The organism is Salinivibrio sp. SS2 (assembly GCF_001722075.1).
Taxonomy (GTDB): Bacteria; Pseudomonadota; Gammaproteobacteria; order Enterobacterales; family Vibrionaceae; genus Salinivibrio; species Salinivibrio proteolyticus.
This window is the reverse complement of sequence record NZ_MEBP01000055.1, coordinates 12,119-30,215: the sequence shown is the minus strand read 5'-3', so window position 1 is coordinate 30,215 and position 18,097 is coordinate 12,119. Positions and strand designations below refer to the sequence as shown.

At 51.8% G+C, this 18,097-nt stretch carries 17 protein-coding genes; 6 read left to right on the top strand and 11 right to left on the bottom strand.

Annotated elements, in window-relative coordinates; translation table 11 throughout:
- Positions 1–108 precede the first annotated feature (108 nt).
- Positions 109–732 (bottom strand): 3'-5' exonuclease, encoded by a 624-nt coding sequence (locus BGK46_RS02970; protein ID WP_069586978.1) that lies wholly within the window; start codon positions 730–732, stop codon positions 109–111.
- Position 733: 1 nt separating this feature from the next.
- The gene (locus tag BGK46_RS02965) at positions 734–2,530 is read right to left on the bottom strand and encodes a DUF294 nucleotidyltransferase-like domain-containing protein (protein ID WP_069586977.1); all 1,797 of its coding nucleotides are present in this window, start codon (positions 2,528–2,530) and stop codon (positions 734–736) included.
- Between the two features lie 197 nt (positions 2,531–2,727).
- Here BGK46_RS02965 and BGK46_RS02960 point away from each other — a divergent pair, with 197 nt between their 5' ends.
- From BGK46_RS02960 to BGK46_RS02950, 3 genes are all read left to right on the top strand, one after another.
- Positions 2,728–3,909 carry a 3-phenylpropionate MFS transporter gene (locus tag BGK46_RS02960; protein WP_069586976.1) on the top strand — a complete coding sequence of 394 codons (1,182 nt, stop codon included), beginning with the start codon at positions 2,728–2,730 and terminating at the stop codon, positions 3,907–3,909.
- Positions 3,910–4,012: 103 nt separating this feature from the next.
- A complete protein-coding gene (locus tag BGK46_RS02955; protein WP_069586975.1) occupies positions 4,013–7,459 on the top strand; it encodes a hybrid sensor histidine kinase/response regulator in 3,447 nt (1,148 codons plus the stop codon).
- Positions 7,459–7,683: a hypothetical protein gene (locus BGK46_RS02950; protein WP_069586974.1), complete on the top strand. Its 225-nt coding sequence runs from the start codon at positions 7,459–7,461 to the stop codon at positions 7,681–7,683. The genes BGK46_RS02955 and BGK46_RS02950 overlap by 1 nt, the downstream gene beginning before the upstream one ends.
- Before the next feature lie 6 nt (positions 7,684–7,689).
- On the opposite strand, the gene BGK46_RS02945 is transcribed toward BGK46_RS02950, so the two are convergent.
- The 7 genes from BGK46_RS02945 to BGK46_RS02915 all read right to left on the bottom strand — a co-directional run bounded on the left by BGK46_RS02945 (position 7,690) and on the right by BGK46_RS02915 (position 13,397).
- Entirely contained in the window at positions 7,690–8,211 is a 522-nt protein-coding gene (locus BGK46_RS02945) for a hypothetical protein (protein ID WP_069586973.1), read from the bottom strand.
- 72 nt (positions 8,212–8,283) lie between these two features.
- A complete protein-coding gene (locus BGK46_RS02940) occupies positions 8,284–10,011 on the bottom strand; it encodes a sodium:solute symporter family protein (RefSeq protein WP_069586972.1) in 1,728 nt (575 codons plus the stop codon).
- Between the two features lie 12 nt (positions 10,012–10,023).
- On the bottom strand, positions 10,024–10,290 hold the full coding sequence (locus BGK46_RS02935) for a DUF4212 domain-containing protein (protein WP_069586971.1): 267 nt from the start codon (positions 10,288–10,290) through the stop codon (positions 10,024–10,026).
- Positions 10,291–10,470: 180 nt separating this feature from the next.
- Entirely contained in the window at positions 10,471–11,103 is a 633-nt protein-coding gene (locus BGK46_RS02930; RefSeq protein ID WP_069586970.1) for a MarC family protein, read from the bottom strand.
- 35 nt (positions 11,104–11,138) lie between these two features.
- Positions 11,139–11,771, bottom strand: coding sequence for a response regulator (locus BGK46_RS02925; protein ID WP_069586969.1), 633 nt, complete (start codon positions 11,769–11,771; stop codon positions 11,139–11,141).
- Between the two features lie 87 nt (positions 11,772–11,858).
- Positions 11,859–12,374: a thioredoxin fold domain-containing protein gene (locus BGK46_RS02920; RefSeq protein WP_069586968.1), complete on the bottom strand. Its 516-nt coding sequence runs from the start codon at positions 12,372–12,374 to the stop codon at positions 11,859–11,861.
- Positions 12,375–12,422: 48 nt separating this feature from the next.
- On the bottom strand, positions 12,423–13,397 hold the full coding sequence (locus BGK46_RS02915) for a helix-turn-helix domain-containing protein (RefSeq protein ID WP_175418632.1): 975 nt from the start codon (positions 13,395–13,397) through the stop codon (positions 12,423–12,425).
- A gap of 169 nt (positions 13,398–13,566) precedes the next feature.
- On the opposite strand from BGK46_RS02915, the gene BGK46_RS02910 reads away from it, so the two are divergent.
- Together BGK46_RS02910 and BGK46_RS02905 are read left to right on the top strand one after the other, a co-directional pair.
- Complete coding sequence (locus tag BGK46_RS02910) at positions 13,567–15,579, top strand: TonB-dependent receptor domain-containing protein (protein ID WP_069586966.1); 2,013 nt, start codon at positions 13,567–13,569, stop codon at positions 15,577–15,579.
- Between the two features lie 43 nt (positions 15,580–15,622).
- Complete coding sequence (locus BGK46_RS02905) at positions 15,623–15,916, top strand: DUF2218 domain-containing protein (protein ID WP_069586965.1); 294 nt, start codon at positions 15,623–15,625, stop codon at positions 15,914–15,916.
- On the opposite strand, the gene ykgO is transcribed toward BGK46_RS02905, so the two are convergent.
- Positions 15,913–16,056: a type B 50S ribosomal protein L36 gene (gene ykgO / locus BGK46_RS02900; protein ID WP_046074543.1), complete on the bottom strand. Its 144-nt coding sequence runs from the start codon at positions 16,054–16,056 to the stop codon at positions 15,913–15,915. The genes BGK46_RS02905 and ykgO overlap by 4 nt on opposite strands.
- Entirely contained in the window at positions 16,053–16,322 is a 270-nt protein-coding gene (locus BGK46_RS02895) for a type B 50S ribosomal protein L31 (RefSeq protein ID WP_069586964.1), read from the bottom strand. Before BGK46_RS02895 ends, ykgO begins: the two co-directional genes overlap by 4 nt.
- Positions 16,323–16,735: 413 nt before the next feature.
- On the opposite strand from BGK46_RS02895, the gene BGK46_RS02890 reads away from it, so the two are divergent.
- Positions 16,736–18,046, top strand: a complete 1,311-nt coding sequence (locus BGK46_RS02890; protein WP_069586963.1) for an anaerobic C4-dicarboxylate transporter family protein — start codon at positions 16,736–16,738, stop codon at positions 18,044–18,046.
- Positions 18,047–18,097 lie beyond the last annotated feature (51 nt).

Here is an 18,097-nt window from a genome sequence, read left to right as displayed (position 1 = left end):
GGATGAGGCCATTGATTTATAAGTGGTTTGTGCGCTTGTTGGACCATAGATTGGGGGATTGATCTCACTTTTTGTGCAATACGTGTCGTAAGGCAGGATCGCTGTTGGCTATTGCGAACGTAGCATAGGCATGTCGCCATATTGCAAACGCACGTAAATCAAAGCGGCGGCGATGGTATCGTCCAGTGCATCATGACGGGCAGGCAAAGGGAGGTCTAAATGGCGACTGATCGCTTCCATACTGATGTCATGGTAGGCATTGGGCAGTAAACGCTCTAATTGACGTTGATAAATATCGCTAACTTCAATCACGGGATTGGGCAACGGAAAGCCTAAAAAACGCCGTGCGTAGCGATCTAAGATCGTTTTGTCGTAGCGAATATGATAGCCAACCAAAGGATGGTTATGGATGAAGGCGATTAACGTCGTCATGGCTTGCTCAGCGCTGACACCCTGTTCAAGATCTTGATGGCGCAACTGATGAATACGGACCGAGCCAGCGTTCAAGCTTTTTGGCGCCACTAAGGTCAAGGTGAGCGCTTGGCTGGTGAGTATTCGATTCCCTTGAATTGGAGTGGCGGCGATAGTAACGAGTTCTGCACGCTCTGGATCTAAGCTGGTGGTTTCGCAGTCGAGCGAGATCACTGTGCTGCGATCCGAGGGTAAGAAGAGCGCGCGGTAGGACGATGTCCGCAATCGGTAGCGGTACCATTGACGTGACAACCAGTTCACTCTAGTCCCTCACATGGTAGTGGTAGGCGAGGGATTCTTTGAATTTTTTTACCACGTGGAGGCCGTGGCGTAAAAGATCTCGCTCGCTGGAAGGAAGCGCAGAGACATCGATATAGTTACTCTGTTGCTCACCACTTAATTGTTGGCGTAACCGCAGTCGGATAAATAGCTTCAGCGCCTCGGCGAGGTTCTCTGCCGTTTCTTCGGCCAGTGTCCCTATGTTAGCCAGCCTCTCAATCCGCTCAAAGGTATTGGTTTCGCTGACCCCTTTTTCTAGGCTCATGGTGCGAATGCCGTGCACAATCGGAAAGATGCCGCCTTTTTTGATGTCGAGCCCTTCTTTACCACTCTTTAATGAGCCAAACACCGTCAAAGGGACTTTGAACGCTAATGCCGGGCGCACAAAGGTATTTAAGGTCAGCATATTATCGGTGAGCGAGGCTTTAAGTGGCGTTTGAATCGCGTCGATAAGCTGGCTGTCGCCCGCAACAGGATGCGCATCGGCGAGAATGGCTAAATCCATCACGCTTTGATGATTAGCACTTTGCGCTAAGTTACGAATGGTTTGTTGCCATTGAGACGCGTTTTTCACCCACTTGGGATTGCTGACCATCACCTGCCCAGGGCAGGGCGGATAGCCGAGTAGATTTAAGGTATGTGAAAAGGCCTCCATCACGGTTTGGCACTCGGGCCAAGTGAGATCATCGGCCAAAATGAGTGCGTTATCTTGATCGGTTTTAAGTACTTGCTCACCGCGTCCTTCCGAGCCCATCACCACCAAACAGCATTGCTGCTGATAGGGCTCGGGCACGATGAGGCGAAACGCTTTTTCCATGATTTGTTCATTCACGGTCGCGATGAGCTTCATCACAAAGCGGGTGTGGATACCGTTGTTAAACAGGGTATGAACCAATTTGCTTTGGCTATTTGCCGCTAACACCAGTTCATCGACGGTTTGTGCGCGCGCAATGCGTAAGTTGAGCACATGAGAATGGGTGGAGAATAAGCTCAACACTTGCGGCAGGTCGAGCGTGCCGACGGTCTGTTCCTGATCATCGACGACACGGACACGCTTCACTCGCTGACGCGTCATGGTGATCATGGCATGAAAGAGAAAGTCACCTCGCTCGACACTGATCACAGGGCGTGTAGCGATATTTCCCACCGGGACCGATTGATCATGGCCGTCGAGCACTAAGGCATGCAGCAGATTGGTGCGGGTAATAATGCCGCAACTTCCGTCCTCGTAATCGACCAAGGCACAATCACAGCGTTGTGCTTTCATTTTTGCGGTGGCGTCCTTAAGAGGAACATCGGGGGTCACACGCAGCGCCGGTTGAATATTGGTGTCGTCAATGCGAGTGAGCATGAACTCGGCTAAGTTCTGTTGCTGGCGAGCCTGTGCGATTAACTGCTGACGACGCTGCAAGTTAGTATCAAAGTAAGCACTAAAATCTTGATTGGTATGATAAATGGCGAGGAACACGTCGGCAGGCAGTAAGTGACATAAGGTATCTTCTAGGGCGCGATATTGGTGCTTGGCGGTACCGTTTAATATCGCTGGGACATCAAATAGATCATCCGTGGTGTAGTGCGAAAAGGTTTCTTTGCCGTCTTCCGATACCTCTTCCACACTGCCTTTGATAATGATAAAGAGCTGATCGCCACTATCACCGGCGGCGAGCAGCGTATCACCACGTCGGAAGTAGGCAACGTCTATGGCTTGGCGGCATTGCTTGACTTGGGACGCCGTCAGGCAATCAAACGGTGCATGAGAGGTGTCAAACGGTTCAGGCATAATCGCACTCCCCACAATAATATTTCTAGTGTGTCGCACGTTATCTGTTCCGGCTAGCCGACTTTAGTCTAGCCAGTTGCGACGAAACCTAGGCGGAGATCAACGAAGTGATGAGGATATTCGCTGAGTAGGGCTTTTTTTCATGTCAAAGAGTTGAGACACTTAGCCGCGAATCTATCTTGATGTGAAGTAATGAAATGAGCTTGTCCCACTGTTCTCCTTTTCGTTGGCTGTCAGAGTACTTTGGCGGTTTCTTTTTCTCTTACGGTGTCTACTTGCCGTTTTGGGCGGTTTGGTTTGATTACATGGGGTTGCATGCCGGGGTGATTGGTACGCTGATTGGCTTGGGCTTTGCGACCCGTTGTGTGGCCAACTTAGTGTTTACTCCCAAAGTGCAGCGGGTGGAGTCGTTACTGCCTGCACTGCGTGGCTTAACCTTAATGGCGTTATTGACCTGTGCGTTGCATCCTGTGATGGGAGCGAACATTGCGTGGCTCGCGTTGGTGACTGTGCTCTTTAATCTGGCGATTGGGCCATCGGTGCCTTTGTCCGACGCGTTAGCGAACTATTATGCGCGCCATCAGATTATCGACTATGGTCGAACACGCTTATGGGGGTCGATTGCTTTTATTGTCGGATCAAGTTTGACGGGATGGCTGGTGACCGAGGAAACCGCCGCGATCATCCCTTGGGTTGCGATTGGAGGCTTGTCGGCTTGCTTGCTGTTAACCTTACGTCGCCCGACAGTGATGCCGGAAAGTGAGCATGACGCGGCCCACAGTAAGGTGTCGATGCGCCAACTTTTTCGTGACTCTCACATCGTGGTATTCCTGCTGATCGCCTCCTTGCTACAAGGCAGTCATGCCGCGTATTACAGTTTTAGCGCTATCTATTGGAAGCATGCCGGTTACAGCGAGAGCATCGTGGGCTATTTGTGGAGTCTGGGTGTGGTCTCGGAAGTGGCGGTTTTTGCGCTGGGCGCACGTCTTTTTGGTGGGTGGTCTGCCAAAGCCTTGTTCCGTCTTGCCGCGCTTGGCGTGTTAGTGCGATGGGGGATCACTGGCTCGACGACAGCCTTGGCGCCAGTGATAATGGTACAACTTCTCCACGGGATCACCTTTGCCGCCGCCCATTTGGGTGCCATGCAATACATTCAACGCGAATGTGGGACGCGCCTTGTCGCGGTACAAGCCGCCTATAACGCCCTCCCCATGGGCGCGGTGGTCGCAGCGCTGACGGCAGCTAGCGGTTGGGTGTATGACTTTTCTCCAGCGTGGACCTTCTATGCGATGGCGTTGCTGGCACTGCCGGCGCTGTTACTGCCTTTACATGAACCTCAGTACCAACAAGCAAGAAAGGCCCGCTTGCAGCAAAGTTAGCCACGAGGCCCACAAAGCCGAGACAGGAAGATTGAGCCGGTGTCTGTCGCGTGTTACACCCTTTTAGGCGGATGAAAAATACGCAGGGGTCAGGAAGGGAGTCATGACACAAGGCTGGGTAATTGTCTCGGTTTCACTATTATACATGGGGACGCTGTTTGCCATCGCATGGTATGGCGACAGTCGCCCGCGTTGGCTACGAACGTGGCGCCCTTGGATCTATAGCCTTTCTATCGCGGTCTATTGTACCTCGTGGACTTTCTTCGGTACGGTCGGTCAAGCCTCTAGCTCGCCGTGGTCGTTTTTACCTATCTATTTAGCGCCCATTTTAGTGTTCACGCTGGGATGGCGCTTTCTCGCCCGCATGATCTTAATTGCCAAACGAGAGCACATCACCTCGATTGCCGACTTTATCGCGGCACGTTATGGCAAATCACAAGGATTGGCGGTAGCCGTCACTTTGATTGCAGTCATCGGTGTTCTGCCCTATATCGCGCTGCAGCTGCGCGGTATCGCCATGGGGTTAGATGTGCTTTCGCCTGAGCTCGGAGCCAGCATTGGCCTAGAGCAACCCCAAATTGCATGGTTAGTGTGTGTCTCGTTAGCGATGTTCACCGTGTTGTTTGGCACACGCCATATCGATAGCACTGAACACCACCGCGGTATGATGATGGCAATCGCGTTCGAGTCGATCGTCAAGCTGGTGGCTTTCTTAGGCATTGGCGTGTTTGTGGTGGCGCTCTTGTTTCAAGCCCCGAGTCTGCCCATGAGTCTCGAAGAGTCCGGCGTGATCGGACGGCCGGATATAGGTAATCTAATCATTCACACCTTTCTAACGGCCGCAGCCATTATTTGTCTACCGCGTCAGTTTCATACCATGGTGGTGGAGAATACCCGTGCCAGCGACCTTAATACTGCCCGCAAAGTGTTCCCGACCTATTTGTTGCTGATGTTGGTGTTCGTTTTGCCGCTCGCGTACGCCGGACAGATGCTTATCCCGGATGCCCCTGCGGATACGTATGTGATTCGCTTGCCCTTATCGGTGGGTGCCGAAGGCATGGCGTTATTGGCTTTCATGGGGGGCGCATCAGCAGCGAGTGGTATGGTTATTGTCTCGACCATTGCGCTGGCTATTATGGTTTCGAATGATCTGGTATTACCCCTTTTGCTGCGGCGGATGAAGATGACGTCGCGTAACTTCACGCAGTTCTCTGGCCTTTTGCTCAACGTCCGTCGCGCCTTAATTTTCCTGATTCTTATTGCCGCTTGGGGCTTTTACCACCTGATTTTAACGGTGCCAACTTTATCAGAAATTGGCTTTCTCTCTTTTGCGGCCATTGCGCAGTTTGCTCCCGCGATGATCGGTGCCTTATATTGGCGCCAAGGTAATAAGAAAGGCGTGTATGCGGGCTTGGCGGTAGGATTTAGCTTGTGGCTGATCACCATGATGACACAAACCGGGATGCTTGCCGGCGATGGGCAGAGCAACCTGTTGATTTGGGTGATCACACCACCGGCGATTGCGCCTATTGCAACGCTAGATCCCATCGATTGGGGCTTGGCATTTAGTGTGTTAATGAACGCTGCCAGTTTTGTGGCCGTGTCACTGTTAACCCGACCGTCTTTGAGTGAGCGATTGCAAGCCGCCGCGTTTGTAGGCATGCCGCTACCAGAAAGTGAAGATGCACGCCTATACCAAAGCCGAGTCTCGGTGGCAGAGCTGGAAATGCTCGCGGCCCGTTTTGTCGGCCGGCGGCGGATGCGTCAGGCATTTAGCCAATTTGCCGATCAACGTGGTGAAGACTTGATCCCGCAACAGCAGGCGAGTGCTCCCTTGATTCGCCATACTGAACGCGTATTAGCGGGGGTGTTTGGGGCATCGTCTGCGCGGTTGGTGCTATCGTCTGCCTTACAAGGGCGAAATATGCAATTGGAAGAAATTGCCACCATTGTCGATGAAGCGTCTGAGCTGTTTGATTTCTCGCGCGGTTTGCTCCAAGGCGCCATTGAACATATCAATCAAGGGATCTCGGTGGTCGACAAACAGCTACGGCTGGTGGCGTGGAATCAGCGTTATATTGATATGTTTCAGTTTCCACCCGGATTGATTCAGGTGGGACGCCCGGTCGCTGATTTGATTCGCTTTAATGCCCAACGCGGACTCTGTGGACCGGGCGATCCGGAAGAGCATGTCGAGAAGAGAGTGCATCATTTAACGCGTCGTCAGCCGCATACCTCCTCACGTGTGCATCCTGATGGACGGGTCATTGAGCTCCAAGGTAACCCCATGCCCGGCGGTGGGTTCGTGATGACCTTCACCGATATTACTGCGTTTCGCCAAGCGGAGGTGGCGCTTAAGCAATCCAATGAAACCTTGGAAGCACGAGTGACGGAGCGCACCCGTGAGCTTGAATCCCTCAATAGCCGGCTGATTGATGCCACACGCAAGGCTGAATCCGCCTCACAGTCGAAAAGCCGTTTTCTCGCGGCAGTCAGTCACGACTTGATGCAGCCTTTGAATGCGGCACGCTTATTTGCCTCCTCGCTATCGGAGATTGCCCATAATGCCGACACGCAACGGGTTGCTGGCCACATCGAAAGCGCACTGGAAGGGGCGGAGGATTTGATTGGTGACTTGCTGGATATCTCGCGACTAGAGTCGGGCAAGATGAAAGCGCGGATTGAACACTTTGCATTGAATGATGTACTCACGGCATTAGAAGCAGAGTTTGGCGTATTGGCCAACCAACAAGGCATGCGCTTTGATGTTCAACACTGTCAAGGCTGGGTATGTTCAGATAAAAAACTGCTCCGTCGCGTACTGCAAAACTTTTTGACCAATGCCTTTCGCTATAACCCGAGAGGACGGGTGTTATTGGGAGTACGTCGCGAAGAAAACCGATACCGTATCGAAGTGTGGGATGATGGTGACGGGATCCCGTATGATCGTCAGCAAGATATTTTCCAAGAATTTACTCGCCTTGACCGTCAAGGTGCAGAGCAAGGATTAGGGCTTGGACTTGCGATAGCGAGGGGGATCAGCCAGATCTTGCAGCAGCCGCTTGGGTTGCGCTCTTGGCCCGGCAAAGGCACGGTTTTTTCTATCTCGGTAGATCAAGGCACGCCCGAGGCCGTGGTGTCTGCCGAGCCGCGTTCACCCAGTGCTGTTTCGGCGAGAGCGCTAAAAGGATGCCGCGTGCTGTGTGTGGATAATGAAACCGATATTCTAACCGGTATGGCACAGTTGTTATCACGCTGGGGGTGTGATGTGCGTTGTGCGCCTGATGTCAGTGGTGCGATGCAACAAATTGATGATGATTGGCACCCAGAGTTTGTGCTTAGTGACTACCATTTAGCTAATCAACAAACGGGATTGCAGGTCTTACAACAATGTCAGTTGCGTTTAGGGCGCTGTTTCCGAGGCGCGATTATCAGCGCAGATCGCAGTGCTGACATTCAACAGTCGGTCACTGGACTGGGGTTTGCGTACATTTCCAAGCCAGTCAAGCCACTCAAACTTCGCGCCTTATTACAACAACGAGGACAGTAATGGATCCATTTAGTATTTCTCGTCTCGACACAGACATTGGTACGGTCCGAGTGGAAGGTCGGTTTAACCCCGTGGATGGACATATCGACATCGACGATCTTGCCCATTTGGACAGTCATGGTTGGACGGACGTGAACCATTGGCTGACAGAGCAGGCTTATGAGCATAAAGTCGCCACGATCTTGCACGCCATTCGTGGCTACTTAATCGGAAGCGATGCGTAGCAAAGGCTAGGACGCGTCCTGTGCTTTCTGATGCTCGCTGTAGAATGTTTTATGCTCAATAAAAGTGGTTGGTGCCTCAGCAAAGTAGTAGCTGCCATCCACACTCACCGCGAGACGAATTTGCGCTTGCGCATCGGTGGGAGCGGGAAGCGACACCTGCCAGGCTGTGCCGGTTTCATCTGTCGCTTGCATTGACTGTGGCTGAGGCTCAGTGCCTGTATGCGCCATGCTGATCCTCGCGCCTTCGAGGGGTAACGCGCTTGCTAAACGCAGTGTTAGCCTATCATTCTGCACGCCGTCAGACTCTAATTTTAGCTTTATATCGCCATTTTCAAGCTGACAAAAGCCACTGGTGTAGCGACAATTTGAGCGCACCGCAAGCGGGTAACTTTGTCCTGACTGGGCCGCCTGAGGGGGCTCAGACACACTGGCATCGACCGCAAAATAGGCGATGATGGCTAAAACTGGTGCAACCAGCATCGCAATGACGACATGCTTGTTCGTTAATAATCGTGTGACTGTTGACATCAGGCCTCTCCTTGGCTGGAAGTAACCAACAGTATAAAAGCCCCCGTAGGGGCTTGATAGGTTAATACCGTATTAGTGTGATTGCGCATCGCCTGCGCCCGATGGCATGCGAACGTGTTCGACCAAATCTTGTACCTCTTGTGGGGTTTCTTTGGTCACGCGAGAAACGAGGATGGCTACCACAAAGTTACAGATTGCACCGACGGCACCAAAGGCATTGGGTTCAATCCCCAAGATCCAGTTGCTGCCAAGGCCTTCTAGGTATGTCCATTCAGGGATAAATAGGATCCCTTTGTGTTGGAATACATAGAATAGGGTGACACTGATCCCCGCAACCATCCCGGCGATCGCGCCTTCCTTGTTGATGGTCTTGGTAAAGATCCCCATCATCAGGACTGGGAAGATTGATGAGGCGGCGAGACCGAAGGCCAGTGCCACTGTCCCAGCGGCGAAGCCAGGTGGATTCAGTCCCAAATAGCCAGCACCGGCGATGGCTAATGCCATGGATATCCGGCTCGCCATGAGTTCGCCTTTTTCACTGATATTCGGGTTAACGACCCCTTTGATTAAGTCGTGGGATATTGCTGACGATATCGCAAGCAACAATCCCGCAGCAGTCGACAGTGCCGCAGCAAGACCACCGGCAGCCACTAGTGCAATGACCCAGTTAGGCAGCTTGGCAATTTCGGGGTTGGCGAGCACCATGATATCGCGGTCAACACGCAGCTCATTGGTCTCTGGGTCAGAGGTGTACTGAATTTTCTGGTCACCGTTTTTGTCTTCAAAACCGAGCAGGCCAGTGGTTTCCCAGTTTTTAAACCAGTCCGGACGCTCGTCGTACAGCAAATTATCACCATTAGGTAGATTGACGGTATCCATCAAGTTTAAGCGAGCCATCGCAGCGACGGCAGGTGCTGAGGTATACAAAATCGCGATAAAAAAGAGTGCCCAGCCAGCAGAGGTTCGCGCATCGCGCACCTTAGGGACGGTGAAAAAGCGAATAATCACGTGAGGTAGACCTGCGGTACCGATCATCAGTGACATGGTGTAGGCAAACATATTGAGCGTACTGCCACGCACCGCGGTAGTGTATTCGACAAAACCGAGCTCAGTGACCACTTGGTCGAGCCGGTCGAGCAAATACTGATCCGTACCTGCCATGGTGCTACCCAGACCTAACTGCGAGAACGGGTTGCCGGTGAGTTTCAGCGAGATAAAAATAGCAGGGATCGTATACGCCAAAATAAGCACGCAATACTGAGCAATTTGGGTATAAGTAATGCCTTTCATCCCGCCCATCACGGAATACATAAAGACAATCACCATACCGATTAACAGCCCGGTGGAGTAATCGACTTCCAAGAAGCGTCCAAATGCGACCCCAACCCCTTTCATCTGACCGATAACATAAGTGACCGAAGCGATAATCAAGCAAACCACCGCCACAATACGCGCGGTTTTCGAATAAAAGCGCTCACCGACAAACTCGGGGACGGTAAACTTGCCAAATTTACGCAGGTAAGGTGCGAGGAGTAGGGCGAGCAGCACAAAGCCACCGGTCCAGCCCATCAAAAAGACCGAGCCGCCATACCCCATAAAGGCAATCAAACCGGCCATGGAGATGAAGGAGGCCGCAGACATCCAGTCGGCAGCGGTTGCCATCCCGTTTGCAACGGGGTTAACCCCACCGCCAGCCACATAAAACTCTTTGGTTGACCCTGCTCGAGCCCAGATCGCAATCCCGATATAGAGGGCGAACGTGAACCCGACAACAATGTAAGTAATGGTTCTTAAATCCATGCGTGTGTCCTCTTACTCGTCGTCTACACCGAACTCGCGATCGAGTTTGCGCATCTGTTTGGCATACACAAAAATGATGCCAAGGAAGGTATAAATTGACCCTTGTTGAGCGAACCAAAATCCCAACTTATAGCCTGCGATTTGAATCGTGTTGAGGGCATCCACGAATAAGATCCCAAAACCGAATGAGACAACAAACCAGACAATCAGCAAGCTGATCATCAGTTTTACGTTTCTCTCCCAGTAGGCTTTCGCGTGTTCCTTGCTTTGAAACGCCATCGCCATCTCCTTGTTTAACACGTTAATGGAATGTTACATGAAGACGATAGCAGTGGATGGGCAAAGCGACATTGCAACTTTAGTCGAGCCACAAGCGCGCCAATATGGCGAAAAGACAGGATTTTTGTGAGCTAGGTTGGGCTAGCTCGGGTTGAGCTAGCCACGACTTGCGCCAAAGGTCTAAGTCAGGTGATAAAACTTTTGGATCCCTTCGAGCAAATTAGCAACGGCGACGGAGGCGAGGATTAGCCCCATGACACGACTGACAATCGAGGCGCCGACATTACCGATCACTTTGTGTATTACATTGGCCCCGAGGAGTAAGACCAAGGTCGCGACTAAGACTAAGAACATCACTCCGGCTGTAATGGCTTGCTCAGCAATGGCATAGCGATTGTTATCCGTGAGCATGACAATGGCCATCATCGCGCCGGGTGAGGCGATAGACGGCACCGCCAAGGGATATACCGCGGTTGCTGCTATCTCGGCCTTATCCACGTTTTCGCTGAGCATTTTGGCTTCTTGACTAGGCTTGCCTTCGCCGAAAATCATGGTTAAAGAAAATAACAGCAATACCAGCCCGCCTGCCGCTTGAAAGGCGGGCAAAGGGATTTGCATGGCTTCGAGTAAAATCTGGCCGACAATTAAGAAGAACAATAAAATCGCGAAAGCGATCGCTACCGCTTTCACTGCCACGCGGCGCTTTTGTTTGGGGGTCATGTGGCTGGTTTGCGACAGATAGATGGGCACGCTACCGATAGGATCGATCACGGCCCATAAAATCACGAATTGCGTAGCAAGAATACTTAACATAGGCGCTCCAACGTCGGTGTGTGAGCGCTAGCGTATCAAAGTTCGATATTTGATTGCTGCAATAAAATTACCGCTTGAGTGCGATTTTTTACCCCGAGCTTGCGAAAAATCGCCGTCATGTGTGCTTTGATGGTGGCCTCGGAGACTGCTAAGTCGTAAGCGATCTGCTTATTCAGCAAGCCATCGCAAAGCATACGTAATACTTTGTATTGTTGCGGCGTTAAGGCGGCTAATTTGCTCGACAAGCATTCACTGTCGTCATCGTCACCTAAGTCATCAGGAAAGCAGGGAGTGCCCTCGAGGACTTGGGTCAACGATTGCACCAGCGTACGCATATCGCTGGATTTTGGGATAAAACCAAACGCGCCATGGGAACGGACTTGGCGGATCACGCTGGGCTCTTCACTGGCGGAGACCACCACAATCGGCAGCGTCGGGTATTGGTGACGCAGGGCAATCAGCCCCGACATGCCATTGGCGCCCGGCATTTTTAGATCCAGTAGCACTAAATCGACCTCGGCATCGCGTGCTAATAGATCGTTCAAACTATCCAGACTATCTGCTTCGAGTAGATTCGCGCCGCTGACCGCCATATGCACTGATTGAAATAAGGCATTTCGAAACAGCGGATGGTCGTCAGCGATCATAATGGTATGTTGCGCTTCCATGGTGTTTATGCCGCTCCCGTGTTTCTTTCAACGCTACCACTGGGTGTGCGGTTTATCAATTTTGTAACAAAGGAACTAAGAGATTGATCATTCCTCGCTTTTATCCCGAACCATGAGTCCGTGTTCAGAAAGATGGGAAAGAAATGTCTCGGGAGGTAAAAAGCCGGTAACGCGTGCGGTTTCATCCCGTTCACCACTGGGTAACCAAAAGTCGAGGGTGGGCAAGCCCGCCACATTTTGGTGACGCATAAGGGCAAAATCTTCAGGACGATTATGGCTAAGGTTCACTTTAATCCGGTGCATGCGATTAAGTTGCTGGGCCACGTCGGGATCGGTAAAGGTTTGTGTGGCGAACTGCTTACACGGAATGCACCAATCGGCGTAGTAATCGACAAAGGCGATTTTCTGACTCGCGGCTGCGTTGGCGAGCTCTGCATCAAGCGCTGTTTGGCTGTTGACGGTCACAAACGTTGGCGCCGCGACCGTATGCGATGCGTTTGCAGGCACGGTGGCTTGTTGCGAGTGAACAATATAAAGCGCACTGGCGCCTAATGCGGCAATCAACGCCCCAGCCGTCAGTGCGAAGCGGCGACCCTGTCCCATACTTTTTCCTTTTCATGCTAATAGGATGAGTATACACAAATACCATGATCACACCGCATGGGTGTGCGACTGGATCAACTGACCGGGCGTCATACCAAACTGACGCTTAAATGCGGTGACGAAATTAGAGGGATGATGGTAGCCCGCCCAGTAAGCCGCTTCGCCAATTGACATTGCCTCATGCAGTAACTTTTCTTTGACCACCGCGAGCCGGCGGCGCCGAATGTAATCAGACACGGGCACGCCCAGATGGGTACGAAAATGACGCTGCAGTGTGCTGCGACTCAGGCCGCACGCCTGAGCGATGGTCGATAAGGTCAATGCGGTATGCAGTTTGGTCTCTATATACGCGACGGCTTTTGCGACTTGTGGTTCATGGGTTGTAGGGATGTGTTCGACAACAGGCTCAATGATCAGATGAGCGGCTTGGTCACACAGGTGCTTGATGATGGTGAGTGCATGTAGATGCTGGGTCAGGGGATCAGCCTCATGTTGCCTATTAATACTGGGTAATAAGGCGCGAATGGAGTCAAGTATGGAGGGACTCGGTTGCCAGCGTACACAGCCTAAATGATGGCGATGCAAGCCACTAAGCAGTGGCAAGGCTTGCTCGTCTGCATAGCCATTAAGCCAATCGGGAGGTAGCAATATGTTCACTTTTCTAAGGTGGTTACCTTCAATTAGGCGACGGCGAAAGGTGCTATCACGACCCACGGAGACGGCAAGCGCTTGGGGCTGGTGGCGTGCATCACACCGATAGGTGTAACCATCGTAGGCAAACTCTAGCACGCCCTCGAGGACTATCACTAGCGTGACCCCCAGATGGGCACGGTGGAGCACATTGGCATCACATAACTCATCGGTAATCCCGCCATCGATCTGCAACCCTCCCGGGCATAAGGTATGCGAGAACTGCCCTCGCACCAGAGATTGCGTCCGTTGCGAGTGGTTAGCCATGATCTCGGCATGACCCTCTGCGCTGGATTCTCGTTGTGTGCAAACAACAGACACGGGTGCTGCCATAGTGTTCCCTCTTAACTGCTGCATCAACGCGCTATGCATAAAAGCTCTGCGCATAAAAGCTTGATGCACGCGCATAACTCTTTTTTCTTCCTGAAAACCACTTAAACAGTAACATAAATGCGAATTAGTATCATTTAGTTGTTTGGGTTACCCAAGAAGGAAATGAATTATGACGTTGTTACTTCCCGCCAAGGCGCGTCCGGCTTTGCTTGCGCTGAGCATTGCCAGTGCTTTGTGTCCCTCTGCGATGGCTGATAGCCCCGAAGGTGAACGCATAGAAACGGTGTCCGTGTGGGGCACAAAAGTGTCTAGCTCCTCCCGTTATCTGGGGGAAGCTGATCTTACCGTGAAGCAGCCCGATCACCTTTCTGACTTATTACGTGATATTCCCGGTGTGGATGTGGGCGGCACGCACTCGCTTACCCAGCGTATTAATATCCGTGGCTTTACCGAACAGGATTTGGATATCACCGTCGATGGCGCCTCACAAGGCGGTAAAATGTTCCACCACATCAGCAACCTCACTTTAAATCCTGACATTTTGCAGCGTGTTGATGTCGCGGTGGGCGCATCGTCGATTCTCACCAGCGAGCTGGGGGGCGCAGTCGCGTTTGAAACCAAAGATCCGTACGATCTCTTGCGTGCTAATGAGACATTTGGGGCACGCCTGAGTGCGGGCTGGGGCAGTAACGATTACCAGCAAGGCTCGTTGACCGTTTATGGATTGTTGAGTGATGAATGGGATGCGATGGCATATATCAGCCGTTTTGATCGCGACGACTTTAAAGACGGTAATGGGCATCGAACCTTCGGCGGTGAAGGTGAGGTCACTAATGGCTTAGTGAAACTAGGTTGGGAGCCTGCGAGTGGGCATCGCTTTGAACTCAGTTATGACAAGTATCGCGATAAGGGCGATTACCTGCCGCGTCCTGATATGGGTGTGAGCTTCAACTGCAATCGTACGGGCGAAATGACACTGCCAGTGACCTACGATCGTGATACCGCGACGATCAACTACGAATACACGCCGTCACAAGCCATCGAAGTGAAAGCGTTGGCCTATTATAACCAGCTGTCACTCACCCGTGATGAAACCGAATTTGCTACCCACCCATTTCTGGCTGACCGCAAAGGCGTCAACGTGGCAGAAGACACCAATATTGGGGTAAAACTCAGTGTATCGCAGCGTATTGGCGATCATCAGCTCGCGTACGGTGCGCACTATGAAAACCAAGACAACGACACCCAATTTGCCAAACCGGGTGTACAGATTTTGGAATCGGCCGACAAGATTGCGCTGTATGTAGAAGACAAGATAGCGCTGACCTCACGCTTTTCGGTGACCCCAGCGGTGCGTTATGACAGCTTCGATCGCCGAGCGACCAGCTCGAGTCAGCGTTATGATGATGTGTCGTTGGCCTTGGGTGCAGAGTTTGTCGCTACCGACTATCTCACCGTGTTTGCCAACAGTCGAGAGCTGCACAAAGCGCCGCCATTGAATGAATCATTTACCACCACAGCACTGAGTGAAAGCGCGGATAAAGACTTGAGAGCCGAGCATGGCCGGACCGATGAAATTGGTGTGCGCCTCTCGAATGCCGCGGCGCAAGAAGACTACTTGTTAACCGCCAATCTGACGGTGTTTCGCACTGAGCTCGATGATGAAATTGTGGTGCGTAGTTACAAAGATGGCAGTGGTAACTGGGCTTATGAAACCACCAACCGTGGCGATGCCACCTATCGTGGCTTTGAAGCCAGTACCTATTGGGCATGGCAGCAGTGGACGGCGTCAGCCAGTTACAGTCGCACGGATGTGAGTTATTCAGAGGCGTATCAACTGGATCAAATTTTTGGTCGCGCTCGCCACCTCGGCGATACCGTTGCCTTGAATGCGGATTACGCGTTGAACCGCTGGGATGTGCTGCTGGGGTGGAACACCCAAATTCAGCGCTCGACCACGGTTCCTGATAGCAACTTGACCAAACCGGGCTACACAGTACACAACGTGTTCGCTCAGTGGCAACCAATGACGGTAGACGGGTTCACTTTGACGGCAGGGATCGACAACTTGTTTGACAGTCGCTATCGCTCGCATGCGTCAACGTCAGGTGAACGAGGCGCAGAAATCCTCGATTACGAGCCTGGCCGCAACATTAAATTGACGGCGTCCTATCAATTTTAACGCGATGAGGCTGGCATCCATGCCAGCCTACTAAGGAGCACTTATGCCGAGTATGACAACGATGATTGAGTCCGAGCATGCCCCACGTTACTTGCAGACCTTGTGTCGTCACTTTGGTCGCAAAGTCGAGGCGAGCTGGGATGAGCAAACAGGACGCGTGCATTTCCCTGCGGGTGTGTGTGATATGCAGGTGCAAGGGACCCAGTTGCGTGTGACATGCCATGCCGACGATGAGGCGAACTTGACCTTAGTGACTGAAACGGTAAGCAGCCACATCAAGATGTTTGCCCGCCGAGAAGCACTGCCCCATCAGTGGCAGTGCGTCGCCGACGCTTAGCTGCGTTTTTTTGCGCGCCCTTGCACGGCTTTAAAACGTGGATTGGTTTTGCAAATAACAAACATGCGCCCGCGACGACGGACAACCTGACAATCAGGGTGACGCTGGCGGGCGCTTTTCAGTGAGTTCACGACCTTCATGACGACTCCTTGTGACTGCGACCCACTTGGCCAAACTTGCGGGCGAAGTGTGCCGCGCGTCCTTCTTTATTTGTGACCCGCTGTTTACCCGTGTACACCGGATGCGATGCACTCGAGACGTCGAGTGGAAAATAGGGATAGGTTTTACCGTCGTGCCACTCAATGGTGCGTGACGTTTGTAACGTTGAACCAACCATAAAATAGGTATCGACACTGGTGTCATGGAACACGACTTGTTGATACGGAGGGTGGATATCTTTTTTCACCGTGAAGCGCCTCTTGTCGTTGTACTTAATTGTTATGTTATATCATAACAATTAAGTGTGAGGAAGCGGTGAATTGATCAATAACCCAACAGGCATTGATGAAACAATCTGCGTTAAAGATCTCATTTTACGAACTTTTTGTTATGAAGGGCGCAAAAGTGTTAGTTTTTATTACTTATATCAACAAGCGTGTTACTGCACACGGGTAGCCTGTCTCCGTGGTGCTGCACGTGCTTGCACACATCCCCTCCATGGAAGGCAAACATCATGATGATGCTCAGACAAGGAACCGTCTCGACACTCATATCCCAATAACACTGGTTAACGTTGGCGATACTAGGGCGAAATGACAGACGATCATGGCGTTGGCTAGTAAGGATATTGGGCCCAACTATCCAGAGTAGGAGAGCGTTATGTTTTTGGTTGAGTTATTAGTGGTACTCAGCTGCATCTTGATTGGTGCCCGAATTGGCGGCATTGGTTTAGGTGTGATGGGCGGGGTTGGCCTCGCGATATTAAGTTTTGGGTTTGGTATGCAACCCACGCACCCACCGATTGATGTCATGCTGATGATCATGGCAGTCGTTGCCGCTGCGGCCAGTATGCAGGCAGCCGGTGGTCTTGATTTTCTTATTAAAATTGCCACGGGCATTTTGCGTAAAAACCCGCGTCACATTACCTTTATTGCCCCCTTAGTGACCTATGTCTTTACCATGATGGCGGGGACAGGACACGTTGCTTATTCCGTGTTGCCTGTGATTGCGGAAGTGAGTCGCCGCAGTGGCATTCGCCCAGCACGGCCATTAAGTATGGCGGTTATCGCCTCGCAATTTGCGATTGTGGCCAGCCCCATCGCTGCCGCTGTAGTGGCCTGCGTGGCCTTTTTAGAGCCACAAGGAATTACGCTCACCGATGTGCTGTCAGTGACCATTCCCAGTACCTTTATCGGTCTTGCGCTTGCGTGTGTGATCGTCAATAAGCTTGGTAAAGAGCTTAAAGACGATCCTGAATACCAACGCCGCCTCCAAGACCCCGTATTTCGCGCAGAAATGGAAACGTCATCGACCGTGGAAGAGGTCGAGGTGACGCCGGAAGCGAAAAAATCGGTGACCTTATTTTTACTCGGGGCCATTACTGTGGTGCTGATGGGGGCGTTTCCTTCGTTGCGCCCAGCGTTTGACGGTGAGCCTCTTGGCATGGCGCATACCATTGAAATTGTGATGCTGTCAGTCGGTGCACTGATCATCTTGACCTGTAAACCGGATGGCAATGCAATTAGCCAAGGTTCGGTGTTTCATGCGGGTATGCGTGCCATTGTCGCTATCTTTGGTATTGCGTGGCTGGGTGATACCTTGATTGGTGGGCATGCGGATATGGTAAAAGAAGCCGTGTCTGGCTTGGTTGAGGTGGCGCCTTGGACGTTCGCCTTTGCCTTGTTTGCGCTATCGGTCATGGTGAATAGCCAAGGGGCAACAACGGCTGTGCTGGTGCCAGTAGCGATTACACTGGGTCTGCCACCCTCAATTATCATCGCGACCTTTGTGGCGGTAAATGGTTACTTCTTCATCCCCAATTATGGCCCTATCATTGCCTCTATTGATTTTGACCGAACAGGGACGACTCAGATTGGCAAATATGTGTTTAACCACAGCTTTATGGTGCCGGGGTTGCTCAGTATGGTCTTCAGCATTGCCTGCGGTTTGTTACTCACTCAGGTGCTGTAAGCCAATAGAAAGACAGGCGAATAAAAAGGGCGCATTGAGCGCCCTTTTTGA

Excerpts from the sequence above, each read along its gene's own strand:
- BGK46_RS02965 (WP_069586977.1), bottom strand. The coding sequence starts at position 2,530 with ATGCCTGAACCGTTTGACACCTCTCATGCACCGTTTGATTGCCTGACG.
- BGK46_RS02960 (WP_069586976.1), top strand. The coding sequence starts at position 2,728 with ATGAGCTTGTCCCACTGTTCTCCTTTTCGTTGGCTGTCAGAGTACTTT.
- BGK46_RS02955 (WP_069586975.1), top strand. The coding sequence starts at position 4,013 with ATGACACAAGGCTGGGTAATTGTCTCGGTTTCACTATTATACATGGGG.
- BGK46_RS02950 (WP_069586974.1), top strand. The coding sequence starts at position 7,459 with ATGGATCCATTTAGTATTTCTCGTCTCGACACAGACATTGGTACGGTC.
- BGK46_RS02945 (WP_069586973.1), bottom strand. The coding sequence starts at position 8,211 with ATGTCAACAGTCACACGATTATTAACGAACAAGCATGTCGTCATTGCG.
- BGK46_RS02940 (WP_069586972.1), bottom strand. The coding sequence starts at position 10,011 with ATGGATTTAAGAACCATTACTTACATTGTTGTCGGGTTCACGTTCGCC.
- BGK46_RS02935 (WP_069586971.1), bottom strand. The coding sequence starts at position 10,290 with ATGGCGTTTCAAAGCAAGGAACACGCGAAAGCCTACTGGGAGAGAAAC.
- BGK46_RS02930 (WP_069586970.1), bottom strand. The coding sequence starts at position 11,103 with ATGTTAAGTATTCTTGCTACGCAATTCGTGATTTTATGGGCCGTGATC.
- BGK46_RS02925 (WP_069586969.1), bottom strand. The coding sequence starts at position 11,771 with ATGGAAGCGCAACATACCATTATGATCGCTGACGACCATCCGCTGTTT.
- BGK46_RS02920 (WP_069586968.1), bottom strand. The coding sequence starts at position 12,374 with ATGGGACAGGGTCGCCGCTTCGCACTGACGGCTGGGGCGTTGATTGCC.
- BGK46_RS02915 (WP_175418632.1), bottom strand. The coding sequence starts at position 13,397 with ATGGCAGCACCCGTGTCTGTTGTTTGCACACAACGAGAATCCAGCGCA.
- BGK46_RS02910 (WP_069586966.1), top strand. The coding sequence starts at position 13,567 with ATGACGTTGTTACTTCCCGCCAAGGCGCGTCCGGCTTTGCTTGCGCTG.
- BGK46_RS02905 (WP_069586965.1), top strand. The coding sequence starts at position 15,623 with ATGCCGAGTATGACAACGATGATTGAGTCCGAGCATGCCCCACGTTAC.
- ykgO (WP_046074543.1), bottom strand. The coding sequence starts at position 16,056 with ATGAAGGTCGTGAACTCACTGAAAAGCGCCCGCCAGCGTCACCCTGAT.
- BGK46_RS02890 (WP_069586963.1), top strand. The coding sequence starts at position 16,736 with ATGTTTTTGGTTGAGTTATTAGTGGTACTCAGCTGCATCTTGATTGGT.